Raw genomic sequence first — 17226 nt, 5'->3', positions numbered from 1 at the left:
TTAAGAATCAAAAACAGTATTATGTTTATCCCAGTCCGGGATATAAACGGTATCGGTTTCGATCACCGGACAGCGGATAATTTCCACCTCCTCATGTTCATAGACATGGCAACCCGCAAATAGCGATGCGATAAGCACGACCGCCGTTGCTGCAAGAAAGCCGTACGCGACGGCATATTTGATTTTCAGTCTGTTCATAAGTTCGATTGTTAAGTTCGTTTTTTTCGGTATTCCTCATAATCCACGGAGTAAAACAGCGGCTTGCGGTTGCACCAGTAGGCCAGCCGCCATTGCTCCCGCGAGGGTTTCCCCTCGTGTTCGAAATCCCGGTACGGCTGCGCGAAAGGCTGGCATCCCAACGCTTTCAGCTCCCGGATACGCCCAAGCGCATCTTCGGTGTCATCCCTTATCAGCACATAGAAGAAGAGCTTCCGGGCCGGAACGCCGTGCTTACAGAGGAGTTCTATGGCTTTATGAACGTCATCCTGCATGACGCGGCTGTCGTAGGCCATACGCAGAAAACGTATCCATTTGACCCGTGCGAGCAGCGCGGTGATCTCCGGTGTGCGGGCGATACGCCGGGCATCGAGTCCTTGGTTGAAATCCACCCGGATATCCATGCGGACAATCTTCTCGATCTGCATAAGTCCCCATGCCGAAGCCAAGACATTGTTGTCGAGCAACACGGCGCTCCGGCGTTCGTCGAGAAACTCCCCGATGTCGGCATGTGCCCGGACTTCACCTTCCTTATGGGGCACGACGCACCACGGGCAATGGTTCACGCATCCGCGCGTCAGAAACCCGTAGGCTTCTTTGACCCCATAAAGCGAGTAATCCGGGCATATATGCTCGATCTCTTCGGGAAGAATCGTCGCATAGTCCCTGTAACCCGTCCCGGCACGCACGACCTCGCAGTCGTAATGATCCGTACAATCCCGAGAAAAGGTAAAGACCTTCGACATATATACCTTGTCGTAACGACCTGCTGCGGAATCGGCGAACTTCACCGTATCGCCCCGGCACTTGTGCCATGCCGAAAGTTTCATCAGCGCAAGGTTCGGGAAGTTGTGCCCGTCCACATCCACCAGTCCGATCCGCATGGCTATTGTTTTAAGAGTTCAGCAATCTCCGGATCGAGATTGCCCCGATATTCCATACGCCCGTCCAAGCGGCATGCTTCGAGGAAATGGCAGCGGCCCTCTTCCTTGCGCCCCAGACGCGAGCAGGCGATGGCCCGCAGGTACTCCGTCACGGCATCTTTCGGCATCGCGGCCAACAGCTCCAAAGCCCGCTCGTTGTGATCCATCGACAGATGGGCCACGACCGTGTTGCGGTCGTTGTAATCGTTCAGAATATAGAGTGCTTTGGCGTATTTGCGTTTCTGCAACAGCTCCACCCCGCGGGCATAGGCCGTATCCAGTTCCGTGGTGTGGATCGTATCCTTGACCATCCCTTTGCGGCGCAGGTTGTAGCGGAAGTTCACGGCCCGCAGCTGCGGGTAGATCACCGAGCGGATATAGGCATACTCTTTCGGGAACTGCTGCCGGATGGCCTGTTCCCGTCGGTCGGGATTCTTCTCTGCGACGATTAGCTCCAGAACAGCGTCACGGTTTACGACCTCCCGGTCTGTTCGGATGCGGTTCGTCAATTCCGCCCAGTCTTCAGCTACCCACCGTACGATGAGCATCGTGTCGATGCTTCTGCCGTATCGGCGGACGAGGTAGCGTTTGAGAGCCTCCGCCCGTCCCTGCGAAAGACGGTCGTTGAAAGCATAATCACCCTCCGGAGACGATGCCGCCGTCAGCGTAATGGTATCGACGTAAAACTCCTGCTGTTCGACGATCTGCTGCATCAGGTCGGTAATTTTATCCAACTGCCGTTGGTTGTCGCCCAGCGTATCGACCACGCGAGTATCGCCCACAAAGAACTGAATGTAGTTGCGATCCTCGACGGTTATGAACTTGTCGATAACCTTGATGCGGTAACGCGGCAAGGTATCGACGAAGGAGAGCATCGAGGATACGACATAGCTCAACGTATCGGACGGCGGCAGACGGTAGGCGCTGTCATCCACAGCCAAGACCTGCCCCCGAAGCGTTACCAGCATCTTTTTCGAGGTCTCATCCGTTTTCACTTCCTGCGAGTAATAGTATGTAACGGAGCTTCGTCCTTCGACCAATGAGTCGAGCCGTACGTCCTCCGGATAGGGAAACTTCACGAAGCGGTTGAAGGCCGCCTCGCGCCCCACGGTATCGGGGCGGAACCGTTCGACATAGGTTTCGTATTGCCAGTAGTCGCGTTCTTGCAGCAGTGAAAACCGTCCGCCGCGGATCACGAGGTCTTCGAGCGGCACGGACTCGTCGGGCTTGTGCAGGACGGGAGTAATGACGACACTGCGGCTCCGGCCTAACAGCTGCTTGGGCAGCGTCACGATGAAATCCAGTACGACGTGCCCGTTGCGTTCGGGAACCGACCGCATGCGCGAGATGACCGTTACCTGTTCGATTTGAACGGACATGACGCGCTCGCCGTCGGCAAGCGTATCTACGGGCGCGAGATAGAACGTGTCGCTGTCGCGTTGGAGTCTGACGACTTGCGGGCGGCTGTCCTGCTGTCGCTGCTGCCGTTCGGCGCGAGTAAGCTGCGAGAGCGAGGCTGTCGTCCGATGCCGCTGAAGCCGTCCAGCCACCGAGCAGCCGAACATTGTCCACAATATGCCGAAAACAATTCCCGCTGATAGGATTTTCCGTATTCTCATAATCGTTAAAAAATGTAGGAAAATGATAGCTCCAATTTAGATGGCGCCAGCGTCCAGCGGCGGTTGTGGTAGATGTATTCATCCTCCCAGTCCGAGACGGTCGGGTCGCGGCGCGTATCCCAGGTGTGGTACAGCCCGACACCGGCTTCTAAGGCCACGTTCCAGCGTTTCGAGAGCATCCACGCATATCCGTAGCTGATACCAAGACCGTAGGCATGACCTTTATAGCGTTTTGTACGGCTTCCGAGGTCATAGCTGACATAGGTGAGGTGCTGCCCGAGAAAATGCCCGACGAAGGATTCGTAAAACCAGTAGCGGCCGCCGAGCTGCACAGCGTGAAAGTTCATCGAAAGGGATGCGGTATTCACCGGATTCCAGTAGCCGGACAGCTCCAGCGACCAGTTATCCGTCAGGGCCGCTTCGGCCCCGACGTTCAGCGTCGCACTGCACACCGCAAGGGCGTTGGCCCTGACGGAGAAGATCTGTGCCGCAGCCCTGCGGGGCAGACCCCACAAGGCCGCAAGCAGCAGCATGCACAGAATGATTCTTGGTTTGCACATCGAGATAAAGCATTTACTTCCATGTGATCGAACCTCGGGCCGTCGTACTTTGCCCGTAACTGTCGGTGACGGTGAATACAAATGTCGATCTTCCGGAACTGTAGGAAGTCGCGGTAAATGTATGCGTTCCGGCCCGGAGAGTGATACATTCGTCCGGCTGCAATACGCTGTCGTTGTACACCACCTGACACTCCTCTCCGGTAACCGTGCAACTGACGGTATAATCTCCTTCATACTCCTTGGACGAGACCGTCAGCGTCATCGGGGAATTCGAATATGGATATGCCGAGGCTTGTGTCCGCAGCAATGCCGTAGACTTCGGATAGCGCACCTCCTGCGTAAACGACCGCTCGACGCTTTGTCCGAAGCCGTCCGTTACACGCAGCGTAACCGTCAGGCTGCCCGCAGCACGAGGCGTAAAAGAGATGCCGTGCGTCCCAGAAAGAAGCGATACGGCCGATCCGCTTGTTATCCGCTCTCCGTTCGGAAAGGTGAACATAATCTGCGGATCGGAGCAGGTAAGAAATGCCGTCATGGGATCGGGACTGTCCGTTCCGGAGAGTGTCAGGTTACATTGGGCGCTTACTCCCACCACGAGAGCCGACGGCGGTGTCAATTCGGCTTCGAGAGGCTGGACATCGGTTCTGAATTTCGGAAAGATCGCGGCTTCGGGCGAGGTCGGAACATAGGCATACGAGGCCGATGTCGAAAGCAGCGTTCGGTAATCCGAAGAGGCATACCATCCTTCAAAACGATACCCGGCATCGGGGACGGCAGTCAGCGTGCATCCCTTTTCATGGCACAGGACGACCCGGTCATGCGTCAGGGAAGAAGTTTCAGCGTCATACAATGCTCCGGCGACAGCTGCCGTACCGTTCCCGTTTTCGGCCGTCGCGGGGTGAATATACACGTCGAGGCGGTTAGCGAAGCGGTGTCCGATGTCGAACGACTGCGCGAATCCCGCATCGTCCCCGACCGTGACGGTACAGGCGACCTGCGAGTTCGCAGCCGTATAAATCTCCGGTTTGTAGTTCACGCTGAAGACATTGGGGCCGGGCTGCTCCGTGAGCGTAAGCTCGCAACCATCGCCTATGGGAGAGCCGTTCAGGCAGAACGATCCGGCATCGCCCTGAATGACATCGATATGTCCCCGCAACGTCAAAGGCGCAGGACTCCCGTCGATCTCGACGGCGAGCATCTGAGACGGATTGTAGACACAGTAGCCGCCGATTGCATTTTCCTCGTAGGTATCGTGCACGTTAACGGCATAGCTGCTTATACGGGTATCGACTTCGTTGTCGCCCAAGATCGAAATATTGAACCGGTAGTGTACGTTCGCCCGGACATTGAAATCCGAGGTGTTGTTTCCTCCGAGGTAAATATAATAAGCCAATACTTTCGACCCGCGCACAGCGCGGATCAGCAGATACGAAGCATTCGCGGGAGCATTTTCCGGGTTCTTCTGCCGCTGGTCGGTAATCAAGGCAACAATACCTTGCATGTTCGGCAGTAGATAACAGTCGCCTACGGCCTGCTGTCCCAAAAGTTCAGTTTCCGGGCAGTCCGTATAGTCGTCCGGATTATCCGACGGTGCAGCCGCCATATCGAACACGGATACCGAACGCGGTACGGAAAGAAGCTGCACGGAACGCAGTTCGATGTCGGCAACGGCCGGAGCAACGGTAATGTGATAGGAGATTTTCGCCACGCAACGTTGGACTTCGACGGCAGGCAGCGTCAGCGCCCCGTCTGCCGAGGGAATTATCGTTATATCGCCCTCATAGGCCATAGGCAATACATCGTACTCGTCGGCATGCGACACGGTGAAATCTTCCGATGCCGGATTTTCACCCAAGTCGCGTCCCATATTGGCGGCAATACGTATCCTGTAGCTGCCCGGCAGGCACTCGAAACGCAGTGTCGCAGAGGTCTGGTAACGGTGTAGGATGATCCCGCCGTTGTCGTCGCAGAGGTAGAAGTTCAGGTCCCGGATGGTCGTTTCATCCACCGAGCGGGTTACGGAAGACATCTTTTCGGGCCGTACCGTCAGACTGACAAAGGTTCCACGGGGTTTTGGACATTCTGTTCTGTCCTCGGCGATACAGCCCCACAGAAACAGGATGGCAGCGAGTATCAACAGATATTTTTTCATAGTCGGAAAAATCTGAAAAAGGGATTGAAAAAAGCTCCCGCCCGCGAGGGACGGGAGCTGCCAGAAACAAGAGAGCTATGCCCCCAATTCGACATTCTGCGTGACAGGCGTCTCCCAGTCGGCGACGGTCACCGATACGACGCAATCCTGACCCACGAGACCTGTGATATTGGCTGAGACACGGTAGTAGCCGTTGCGCAGGATCTCACCTGCGGCTTTGCCCGTCAGTTCCACCGAATAGGTCACCTCCGAGCGGTCGTCCGTGGTCGAGGCATTGCCGTCCAGATCGTACGTGGCATTGATTTCCAGCAGGACGCGGTTGCCGGCAGTCAATGCACCGTTCTCGAAACAATAGAACAGCGCATTGTATTTTCCCGAAGCGGCGGCGGGCGTCTGCGTGTGGCTGAAAGTCATCGTTCCGGGCATCGGAGTCCCGGCCACGACGAGCGACTGCGAGGCGGCTTTGGAGAGTTTTACGGAATTGACGGTAAGCGAACCGCCGTATTTCTGGGAGAAAAAAGGGTCGATGGTCGTCTGTAAAGCCACCTTGGCGACGGTGCGTTTGAGCGTAATGCCGATGTTCGTAGTGGTATTCTCGGCGCCGACGGTCTTGGTCACGGAGCCCGACATCACGAAGCCGCCAGAACGTTTGGCTGCGGTGGATACCTCGGCGAAAGTTCCGTTGTAGGCAGCGGCGGAGTTCTCCACGAGAGCCGTAAGGGCCGCCCGGGTCTTGGCCGACGAGGCGTCGTAGTTCGCCACGGCGTAGAACGAGCACTCGGTGCCGGCCGCGGATTTGGGCAGCGAGAAGGTCGCGGATTTCGCGACCAGCTCGCTGGATGTTAAATCCCGGCGAATAACGAAGTTGTCGGCATTATCGAAGACGAAAATCGACAGTGACGACAACGAAGACTCTCATACCTCGGCCGAGGCTGTTGAATCGAAGAAGGAGCGGGTATCGGCGGTATTATCGGTAAGAGTAAGTGCGATACGTGCCCCATCGGTGAAAGAGCTGGGTGAAGATACGACTTCGGTCTCCTTGTTGCAGGAAACGAATGTGGCAGCGAAGACTGCAACGGCAAAAAGGATGTTTTTCATGTTATTTGGATTTTGAATGCAGTGATGCACTATGCATCGCTTTCTGCTGCAAATGTATAATACAAAATCACTGAAAAATACACTTTTCCGGATGCCTCTCGGGAAAAATCAAAAAGTTTTTTGCAAGATGGAAAAATATAATTAGTTGAAAAATAATGTGTTAAAATTTTGCGACTGGAGAAAAACTTTCCGATTTCCTCGTCTTTGTCCCCTCCGTACTTTCTACCGCAGATGTTTTTCAACGACCTGTTCATAGGCTTTTTTCAATTTATCCAAAAAAGGAGTTATTGCCGTACAGCGGTCCAGCATTTTGGTTTTCTTGACATAAACATCGTTGATCGTTATATGGAATATATTGGCCAACGCACGAACAATTTCGATAAAGCGAGCCTTTCGGTCACCGAGCATGATAACCCCGCTTTTATGAATGGCAACAGCAAGCTCCAGCAATTCCTGCTGCGTTCCAATCCATAGCAATTCACCATCCTGGCATGATAACGGAGGCGAATAGTCATGTTCTGAGGCATATTTCATACTATTGCTGACAATATTAATTTCGCAGTCGAGAATATACATAACTTTATATATAAAGGTTGTCCTTAAAACATTATCTGCATACTGATTGAACATAGGATGAGATAATACGTCAAATTCAATCCGGCCGTAATGCAGTATTCTTAATATTTCATCCCGGTCGTTGCAATTAGCGATCATTTCAGTCATTATCTCGATAAATTCTTTATAAGCCTGGGTTAGTTCTAATAGATTCGATTCATTATGAGATAGCAACGCATATATACGGGTATCGATAAGCGTTTTCATAATTGAAAAAATTACAGACTGATTTATAATCGTTGACACTAATTATGAAAATGCCATCGAAATAATATTAAACATGGACTCATGCCTATAAAGCTACTTTGACAACCAATACAAAAAAGCCCGCATCATAAATGCGGGCTATCAATAACAGAAAAATTATCTCATTTCTGGTTGTTCACAATAGTCCGGAGGAGTATTATTGCGATGAACGCAGATAATATCTTCTTTTATAGCGGTCTTATTTTGAATTCGAATTCGTAATTTCCGTAGGGCAGGCGGTATTCGCGGAGCGGCAGGGCGCCCCACGAGTCGATGCACCCCAGACCGTACTGCGCCTTGTCGATGCAGAGCCATACGGCGTCGTCGGGTTCGATCTCCTGCGAATGTCCCTGCTGTTTGGTCAGCCCTTCGTCCAGCGCCTCTTGTGCATAGTGCAGGGCCGAGGCCGAGAAGGGCTCCGAGGCCGTGATCTCCACGCCGCGGCCTGCGATGTCGTGCTGCCGCCAGCGGCGCACGTCGCTCTTGGTTCCGGTCTCCTGCGGACGGATGTAGGGGTAGAACTGCTCGTCCACGGTCTGCCGGTAACGGCCCACGAGGGCGCCGTCCTTGCGGTCGGCGTAGTTCTCCCACGGCCCGCGGCCGTAGTAGTCGATGCGGTCGTACCGGGCGGGCAGGCGCATCCGCATGCCGAAGCGCAGAAGATCGGGCTCGCCCTTGTCCGCGGCGGCGTGCAGCGTCTGGCGGATAAGCACCTCTCCGGCGTTGTCGATGCGGTATTCGATCTCCAACCGTCCGGTCACCCGTTGGAGGTCATAGCGGGCCGTGACGACGGCCACGCCGTCCGACAGCGTGTGGTCGAGCGACACCAGCGTCAGCCCCGGATCGGCCCATGCACGGTTCTTCTCGTTGAGCTTCGCCCCGAAGTCGTTGTCCGTCGGCGCGCGCCAGAAGTTTGGCTCCACGACGGCCCCTGCGTCGAGCAGGCGCATGCCGTCCGCTTCGTAGCGGGTGATGAGCCCGTCGGCGCGGCGGAAGTCGATGCGTGCGGCGGGGCTTTCGACGATCAGGTAGTTGCGGTCGTCGTCGCGGACCGTGAGCGTGCCGATCGGATTGTGGCGGTCGGCCATGCGTTCGGCGACAGCGAGCGGCTCGGGTGCCGCCGCACGCAGCGTGAACTGCTGGTAGGCCATACGGTGATCGGGTGCGAGCAGCGGTTCGGCGTCGCAGAGGCGGTATTCCACGTTGAGCAGCAGTTCTCCGTCGGCGGGCAGCGTTTCGGGGTCGAGCGGCAGCACGACGGCGGCGGTTTGCTGTGGGGCGACGCGCAGGTTGGCGACGATGCCGCTGCGCACGGGGTCCCCGTCGCGGAGCACCGTCCAGCGCAGGTAGCAGTTGTCGAGCGGTCGGAAGAAATTCTCATTGAAAACCGTCAGCGTCCGCAGGTCTTCGCCGAGTGTCGTCCAGACGGGCTGCTGCCAGTAGCGGGCCTCGTGCATGTGGGGATTCGGGACGCGGTCGGGAGAGATCAGGCCGTTGTCGCAGAAATTCCAGTCCGAGGCGTCGTAGGGGTTCCAGTCGCCGCCGTAGCCGTAAATCATGGCGCCGTTCTTTCCTGTTTTGCGCAGCGACTGGTCCACGAAGTCCCAGATGAATCCGCCCTGATAGTGCGGATATTGGCGGATCAACGCCCAGTATTCGCCGAATCCGCCCAGCGAATTGCCCATCGCATGCGCATATTCGCACTGGATCAGCGGCTTCCGGGGATTGTTCCGGAGGTATTTTTCGCACTGGTCGTAGTCCCAGTACATCGGGCATACGATGTCGGTGTTGCGGCCGCCGTTGTTGTAGACCGCACGTTCGTAATGGACCGGCCGCGAGGGGTCGTAAGCCTTGATCCAGTCGTAGCAGGCGTCGAAATTGGGGCCGTCGCCCGCCTCGTTGCCCAGCGACCAGACGATGACCGACGGGTGGTTGATATTGCGCCGCACGTTGCGGATGTTGCGTTCCAGATGCGCCTGGGCGTAGGCGGGATTCTTGGCCAGCGTCTTTTCGTCGTAGCCCATGCCGTGCGATTCGAGGTTGGCCTCGGCCACCAGATAGAGTCCGTAGCGGTCGCAGAGCGCGTACCAGCGGGCGTCGTCCGGGTAGTGGCACGTGCGCACGGCGTTGAAATTGTTCTCCTTGAGGATGCGGATGTCCTCGATCATCCGCTCTTCCGAGACCACATACCCGCCGTCGGGGTCCATTTCGTGGCGGTTCGCACCTTTGATCAGTACCGGCTGCCCGTTCACCAGCAGCTGTCCGCCCTCGATCTTCACCTCGCGGAAGCCCGTGTGCAGGGGGATGATTTCGATCGTTTTTCCGGCCGGGTCTTTCAGGGTCACCGTGACGCCGTAGAGCGCGGGAATCTCCGCCGACCACGGCTGCACCCGCCCGGCGTCGAGCACGAGACGGGCTATCGTACCGAAGAGTTTCGCCGTTTCAGAGGCCACGGCCTTGCCGTCGGGGTCCGTGAGCGTCACCTCCGCCGTGCAGCCCCGGGTCGCTGCGGGGAGAGCCAGCTCCACGGCGAGCCGGCCGCGGGTGTAGTTCTCCGAGAGGGCCGCGTCGAGCCGCACGTCGGCGATATGGCGTTTGTCGCGGGCATAGAGGAAGCAGTCGCGGCCCATGCCCGAGAGGCGGAAGAAGTCCTGATCTTCGAGATAGGTGCCGTCGCACCAGCGGAAGACCTGGAAGGCGAAGAGATTCTTGCCGGGCTTCACGAAGCGCGTGATGTCGAACTCGCATTCGAGCTTCGAATCCTCGCTGTAACCGACGAACCGTCCGTTGACCCACAGGTAGATGTTCGAGGTGACGGACCCGAACCGGGCGATGACCTGCTTGTCCGACCACGAGGCCGGGATCTCGATTTCGCGGCGGTACGAGCCGACATGGTTTTCTTTTATCGGCACGTAAGGCGGATTGTTCTCGAATTGTTCGCGCCATGCGTAGCCGATGTTGAGATATTGCGGATCGCCGTAGCCGTTCAGTTCCCACAGTCCCGGAACGGGCATCGTGCTCCACGAGCGGTCGTCGTAGTCCGTGCGGAAGAAATCCGCGGGACGCTGGTCGGCGTTGCGGACCCACGAGAATTTCCACGTCCCGTCGAGGTCGAGGAAGCGTTCCGAGACGCGCGGGTCGCCCTTCCGGGCGGCTTCTGCGGATTCGTAGGCGAAATACGAAGCCCGCATCGGCAGGCGGTTGATTTCGTTGACCGCGGCGTCGTGCCATTCCGTAAAAGTCTGGGCTGAAAGATTTGCGGCAGCTGCAAAAAGTAGAATAAAAAAGATAGCTTTTTTCATTATTTATATAATTAATAAGAAAACAATCAAAGCAGAAAATTACCTTACCTAAAAGAAGGTGACCCTAAAAACACACCTATCCTCGAAGAAACAGTTGAGTTTTCATCCGCATCAGTTGCCGAGTCTGGTTACACGAACCCAATCGACCTCCATAAACGACGGGATATCTGCATCCTGAACCTCACTACGCCCGGCCGCACCTATCGAGAGTATCAGATAATACTGCCCTCGGAAAGGCCACTGCATCAACTCCGACTCGTTCGGAAAATGCTGATTCGCATAACGCATCGTCTCCTTGTCATTCGTGTAGAACACGATCTCTTCATCGGTCAAATCCGCCGAATAGACATTGAACGTTCCCTTGTTGTAATCTGCATAAGCAGCTTTCCCGGACGGTGTTTCCTGATAAATATCAATATAATGGGAATGGAGCGTCTGCTGAACGTAATCGTTCAGATAGCTGTGTTCCATAATATCGATCTCTCCGCCATGAGGCCATCCCGGGTAGATCTGGTACATAGGCTCCGGCATTAGCCAGATTGCCTGACCTATGCTGCCTGCATCTTCGACAAAACGAGCACAAACCTCGATCCGACAGTTGTTGAACCATTTCTTGCCCTGAGTCTTGATACCGCCCGAAACGACCTTGCCGTCTTTCTTCTCGATGGTAAGAATCAGCTTGCCATCCTTGACATAAGCCTGATCCGGACTGCCCGACATATAAATCTGCCAGGCTGCCGTACCATACGGAACATGTGACCAACTATCGTAATCCAACCCGTCTGCCTGGTCGAAATCATCGTAGAAAATAATTTCGTTTTCGGTCTCCGAGGGTATGGAATAATTCCAATAATTAGGATCGGCGACAAACGTATTGCAAGTTATCATGCCCGTACCGGAATCAATACCAAAATCGTATGGTAACCCATCATGAGTCCCTTGCCAAATATCACCTCCATTCCAATCATCAATTACCAATACATCATTGATCCAAATACGCCGTCTAATGCCTTTAGCATAGTTTCCACCCTTTCCATCGTATGGCGTAATCATTAACCGGATTTTTTTAAGATTATTGATAGTCGGATACCCTGCTTGGAAGATCGCTGTATAGAGCGGAAGCCAACCGTTATCATTCCCAAAATAAATTTTTGTCGGGTTGTTGACCATACCATAGGCTGTGTATGCATTTTTGTTGCCGTATGAGAACATAAGATAAGGCTCATTATTAGTATTTATCTTACCGCCGACAATAGACAAATCCCCTTGAGAAATATTCACGTTCGAAAATGTCCATTCGAAATAACCGTATTTATATTTATCAATAGAAAAAAGACGACCAGCCGCATTATTTATCGTGAGTGTTGCCGAACCCGTTTCGCTGTCAAGGCTCCAACCATCACCCCCACTCCAAACGGGAGATCCCCACACGGTGCTGAAAGTTTTCGGGCTCACCTCTGAAATCTCTGTTGAAGGAGAAAGTGTAACCGTAAGTGTCCTTGGCGCACAAGCAATTGATTTGGGCAATTTTACTTTAAATGTCTCATTATCGACGATTGTAATTACGGCTTCCCGGCGATTAGTCGAAACTTTCCACGGAATATTGGCATGGACTTTATATGTTTTTTCCGCTCCACCATAATAGAAACCCTCGGTAAAAGGGGCACCACCATCAGCAAACTCCAGATAATGCATTCCCACGGTTGTCGGATCACCAGTCAAGTCATAACATTGACCTGCAACAAAGTCATCAGACATGACAGTCGGATCCGAACTACAACTTGCAATCAATAAAAAAAACGGAATACCAAAACGTGTTTTCATAATCAATCAACCATTCGGTTAGTACTCGACAAAAAATATCTGCTCGGGACCATCTTCCAAACCCGCAGTAAATCAGATTATGTAAAACTTATTTAATGATAACATTACAAATTCCTGCTGGAGATACAGAAAAGGGTAAGGCTGTCAATCAGTCGATCCGAATCTTTTCGCTCAATCGAATATCCCGCGATGAAGCGCCGACCGAAATCGTGAAATCACCCGGTTCGACCACGAAATCATGGCGGTTCATATCGTAAAAAGCAAAGGCGTCCGGTGACAGACGAATCTCCACACTTTTCGTTTCACCGGGTTCGAGCCGCACCTTTTCATATCCCTTCAACTCTTTTTCAGGGCGAGGAACACTGGCCACCTCATCACCAACATAAAGTTGCGCCACCTCGGAACCAGCGAAACGACCAGTATTCGTCACCTCGAATGATACCACGACATTCCCGTCATCCAGTCGTTCCATCTTCAGATTCGCATAATCGAAAGTCGTATAGGAGAGTCCGTAGCCGAACGGGTACATCGGTTCGGTGCCCGCCCGATCGTATCCTCTGTATCCAACGAAAACGCCTTCGTCATAACTGACTCGTAGCGGGCTGTTGTAAACCTGAGCAACGTTCGCACGATAGCTGTCAAACGTCGGATTATCCTCCGCCCGACGCTCTACCGTAATCGGAAGACGCCCGCTGGGATTGATCCGACCGGTCAGGATCTCGGCAATCGCACGACCGCCTTCTTGTCCCGGATACCAGGCCATAAGCACGGCACGCGCCTTATCGACTATTGGTGTGAAATCAACCCCGCCGCCGGCATTGACCACCACAATCAGATTAGGATTGAGCATCGCCGCTTCGGCAATCTCCTTCAACTGCTGTTGCGGCAGCGAGAACGGACGATCGCAATTCTCGCCTTCGGTCGAAGAGTCGAAGCCGGCACAATAGATGACGGCATCAGCCGATTCGATCTCCTGCTGCGGTAAAATAGGCGAATGACAAGCGCTGCACATCCGGAGAGTCCCGGAATCCCAGGCATTGTAATATTCCAAACGCACCTTGTAGCTTTTGCCCGCCTCGACATCCACCGATGCGCGCTTCATTGTGATAAAATGGTCGTACCAATCGGCAATAATCTCCCGATCGTCGATATAAAGTCGGTAACCGTCATCACCGCTGATCTGAAAGACTGCCTGCCCCGTAACCGACGGAATGAACGTTCCCGTCCAACGTGCCGAGAACTGCGTAGCAGGCACACCCTCCATCGGAGCATTCTGCCAGAAAAAGTCGATTGCAGTGGCATCGACCGTTCCGACGGCGTTCCCTTCAAGTTTCGGATTGGCGAAAAATTCCCCTCGCAATCCGGGTTTGCCATCCGGCGTAAAGAAACACCCCCAAGCCGTTAAATCCACAGACAGTTCAGGTGCCAATACCTTCATGCGGATGCGCTTATCTGCATTGCGAATCCCCTCTGCCACAGATACGGTTTCAAAGGGCATAACAAATCCGCTGCCTCCGCCCGTAGGGATATTAGTCGCATTGGGCCCCATCACAACCACATTCCGTATCTTTCGAGAGAAAGGCAGCATATCGCCATCGTTTTTAAGCAATACTACGGCTTCGCGCGCCACGGCGAGCGCCGTTTCCGAAGAGACGGGATTTTTTTCGGGGATCGACCAATCCCGCTGCTCCCGATCGAAGAACCCGAAAGCTATGAGCGTCTGCACGATATGACGGCATTTTTCATCGATCGTCTCCTCCGTCACAGTTCCCGTCGCCAAGGCCGTACGCAATTTATCCGGATTCATGAACTGGCCCCACGACATCTCAAGGTCCAAACCGTTATTGGCTGCTCCGACAGTAGAATAGGTCGCAGTCCAGTCGGACATGTAGATACCCTTAAAATTCCACTTTTCCCGCAGTACGCCGATAATCAGTTCGCGGCTTTCGGTGGTATGTATGCTGTTAACCGGATTATAGCTCGACATCACAGCGCCGACTCGGGCTTTCTGTACAGCTTTGCGAAACGCCGGCAGGTAGATTTCGTGAAGCGTCCGCTCATCAATATCGGAAGAAACGTTATGACGGTTCCACTCCTGATTATTGCCGCAAAAATGCTTGATCGTCGCCATTACACCGGCCGCCTGCATACCTTCGATATACGCCACGGCCGTTTCGGACGTCAGAAAGGGATCCTCGCCATAATATTCGTAATTGCGTCCACAAAGCGGCGAGCGATAGATATTCACCCCGGGGCCAAGCATGATATGGACACCCCGTGCCCGGGCGTCCTGACCGAGTGAATGGCCGTAAGTCCGGGCCAATTCCCGGTTCCATGTCGCGGCAGCCGCGATACCGCATGGATACATCGTACTGTGAGTGTCGTTGCGAACCCCTTGGGGGCCATCGGCCATACGTATCTCCGGAATCCCCAACCGGGGAATGGGCCGAATAAAAAAACCGTTGTAGCCACCGATATAGGCAAGTTTTTCTTCGAGTGTCATTTGCGCAACCAACTCAAGGGCACGCTTTTCTATTTCGGGTGTAATCGTCTGCCCCATCGCTGCGCATGAGAGGACGAGGGACAATAAACTGAAAATTTTCCTTACAATCATATGAAACATTATTTAAGCGAAATACGAAGTGTCATGCCGGACTTCAGGATATGGATTTGCGGGTTCTTATCCTGCCGGCGAAGCGTGACGCGGAGCCTGTCGGACGCAACACGCTCGATTTCGAGGTCGAAATCGCTCCCGAAAGCCCGTATATGGCGCAAGGCCGCACGATCCCAAGCGGCCGGCAACGAAGGAGTCATCTCAAAAGATCTGAATCCCGTCGGACGAATGCCGAACAATCCTTCGGTAAAAATACGGCAGTAGAGGCCGCTCTCGGCAGAAAGCTGCCGCATCGAACCGGAGCCTTCGGGCCATGCCTCGATAAAATAGGGGACATGATCGCCCGTAAGGCGCCGAGCTGTAAACCGATGCAAAAAATCGCCCGCCTTATCGGCGCAGCCTGCCCGGAAAATACCCCGCAGGGCATAGAGCGTCGAGCGATCCCAGAAAACCGAATCGCCCTGTTCCGTCAGCAGGCCGTCCTCCGTATGGAGTTCGGGGCCGAGCAGCGCGGCAACCGTCCCCTCACGACGTTCGGAAAGACCGACGACGAGGGGCATGCAGATCCAGGCGCGCAGTTTATCGTTGATTTCCGAATAGCGGTAGGCATGATAACCGGCCACGTCACGGCCGAAAAACCGTTCGATGGCCGCGGCCAGCTCCCGGGCCTGACGCAAATAGGCGTTCGTCTGCGACGGTTTCACACCGATTTCCCGGCCCAGTGCAGCAGCCGACAACAGCGCGTCGTAATAGAGCGCAGAGGTGGCCAGATTGGTCCGGCCGACAGGGAAACGCCCTTCCAGTTCGTCGGAATCCGACGCCACGACCCCGTCGGCGGTCCGGTTGCGACGACAATACTCCAGACACCATTCGACGAACGGCCATAACTCTTCAGCTTCGGTGCGGTCGGCACGCGCAAGGGCGTAACGGGCCGCCCCGTTCGCACACATCGCCGCATCGCCGCGGTCTCCCGCCCCGTTCCAGATGTCCGTACCCTCGGCGATGATCGAACTGGGCAGAGGCCGATAGTCGGCATTCATGAAACGGGCGTAATGGCGGAATGTGTTGATGGCCGATTCATTGGCCGTCGCATAACCCAGAAAAGGGAAGAACGGAATCACGTATTCGCACTGGTCATTGGTCCAGACCGCCGCATAGAAAACCTCGCCGCCGGGAGCGTGCATATATCCGCCCCGCGTTCGGATGATGCTTTCGGCAGCCCGGAGTTTGGAAAAATGGAACGCCGTATTCAGCACCGAATCGGGCGTTTCGAGCACAAGGCTGTGTCCGATGTCCTCCCGTATGAACGCACGGCGCGCAGCCAGCTCCGCGGCGACGTCCGGACGTCGGGGATTTTCACCCTTGCGGTATGCCTGAAACACCGCATCGAAAACCACCGAATCGCCGGGCGCGACCTCGAAACGTCCGCTGCCCGAAATATCGGCCCGCAGGACGTAACTGCCCTCCACACCTTTCGCCGGATCGGTTTCGAACGTCTGCATATATTCCGGGATATAGATCGTACGCGTGCGGTTCGGGCTGCTGTTGCGCAGCACATAACGCTCGCATGTCAACGGCAGGGTCCGGGAAGGAAAAATAGTCTGGGTCATCGTCACGGCAGGTTCGGAAGCATAGTCCGACACCAATCCCAGTTTCGACCGCCCCGTTCGCCACGTGCTGCGCACCTCCATCACTCCATCGAACCGCACCTGCTCCACCGTTTCCGACTGCAGGGCGAAGCCGTCCACGCTCAGCAATGACGGTATGTCGGTCGCCATACGGAACACGAGGCTGGCATGCGTATCGTTCGGAACGGTACGCAGCAAGGGAAAGATCAAGGAACGCTCTTCGCGGAACGCTCCCCGCTCATCGACACCCCACCGCAAAACGAGGGAAGTCGCTTCGCCGGTCATCTCCACACAGTCTTCATGCGGAAGATCGGCTCCGGGCCGCCAAACGATATGACGCTGATCTGTTCCGATCTGCCAGCGCTGTCCGGATGCCGGCACGACGGCCAGAACAAGCAGACAACATGCTAAAAATCTACTATTCATCTT

12 protein-coding genes are annotated in these 17226 nt (G+C 54.8%); all 12 read right to left on the bottom strand.

Annotated features, from left to right (window positions below):
* The gene (locus NQ519_RS12760; protein WP_019150773.1) at positions 1-198 is read right to left on the bottom strand and encodes a hypothetical protein; all 198 of its coding nucleotides are present in this window, start codon (positions 196-198) and stop codon (positions 1-3) included.
* 11 nt (positions 199-209) lie between these two features.
* Positions 210-1100, bottom strand: a complete 891-nt coding sequence (locus NQ519_RS12755) for a radical SAM family protein (RefSeq protein WP_019150774.1) — start codon at positions 1098-1100, stop codon at positions 210-212.
* 2 nt (positions 1101-1102) lie between these two features.
* Positions 1103-2758, bottom strand: a complete 1656-nt coding sequence (locus tag NQ519_RS12750; protein ID WP_044118627.1) for an OmpA family protein — start codon at positions 2756-2758, stop codon at positions 1103-1105.
* Between the two features lie 5 nt (positions 2759-2763).
* The gene (locus tag NQ519_RS12745; protein ID WP_026076530.1) at positions 2764-3318 is read right to left on the bottom strand and encodes a DUF3575 domain-containing protein; all 555 of its coding nucleotides are present in this window, start codon (positions 3316-3318) and stop codon (positions 2764-2766) included.
* 13 nt (positions 3319-3331) lie between these two features.
* Positions 3332-5347, bottom strand: a complete 2016-nt coding sequence (locus NQ519_RS12740) for a DUF4906 domain-containing protein (protein WP_019150777.1) — start codon at positions 5345-5347, stop codon at positions 3332-3334.
* A 198-nt stretch (positions 5348-5545) separates the two neighbouring features.
* Positions 5546-6376 (bottom strand): FimB/Mfa2 family fimbrial subunit, encoded by an 831-nt coding sequence (locus tag NQ519_RS12735; RefSeq protein ID WP_019150778.1) that lies wholly within the window; start codon positions 6374-6376, stop codon positions 5546-5548.
* 9 nt (positions 6377-6385) lie between these two features.
* Positions 6386-6568, bottom strand: coding sequence for a hypothetical protein (locus NQ519_RS12730; RefSeq protein WP_083871060.1), 183 nt, complete (start codon positions 6566-6568; stop codon positions 6386-6388).
* A 222-nt stretch (positions 6569-6790) separates the two neighbouring features.
* Entirely contained in the window at positions 6791-7390 is a 600-nt protein-coding gene (locus NQ519_RS12725; RefSeq protein ID WP_019150779.1) for an RteC domain-containing protein, read from the bottom strand.
* A gap of 227 nt (positions 7391-7617) precedes the next feature.
* The gene (locus NQ519_RS12720) at positions 7618-10731 is read right to left on the bottom strand and encodes a glycoside hydrolase family 2 TIM barrel-domain containing protein (RefSeq protein ID WP_019150780.1); all 3114 of its coding nucleotides are present in this window, start codon (positions 10729-10731) and stop codon (positions 7618-7620) included.
* 111 nt (positions 10732-10842) lie between these two features.
* On the bottom strand, positions 10843-12555 hold the full coding sequence (locus NQ519_RS12715; protein ID WP_141418229.1) for a glycoside hydrolase family 16 protein: 1713 nt from the start codon (positions 12553-12555) through the stop codon (positions 10843-10845).
* A 148-nt stretch (positions 12556-12703) separates the two neighbouring features.
* Positions 12704-15178, bottom strand: coding sequence for a beta-glucosidase (locus NQ519_RS12710; RefSeq protein WP_019150781.1), 2475 nt, complete (start codon positions 15176-15178; stop codon positions 12704-12706).
* Entirely contained in the window at positions 15178-17223 is a 2046-nt protein-coding gene (locus NQ519_RS12705; protein WP_026076533.1) for a glucosidase family protein, read from the bottom strand. The genes NQ519_RS12710 and NQ519_RS12705 overlap by 1 nt, the downstream gene beginning before the upstream one ends.
* Positions 17224-17226: the final 3 nt, after the last annotated feature.

Source organism: Alistipes senegalensis JC50 (genome assembly GCF_025145645.1).
Lineage (GTDB): Bacteria > Bacteroidota > Bacteroidia > Bacteroidales > Rikenellaceae > Alistipes > Alistipes senegalensis.
The sequence above is the reverse complement of the archived record's forward strand: the minus strand, read 5'-3'. Positions and strand labels throughout refer to the sequence as shown.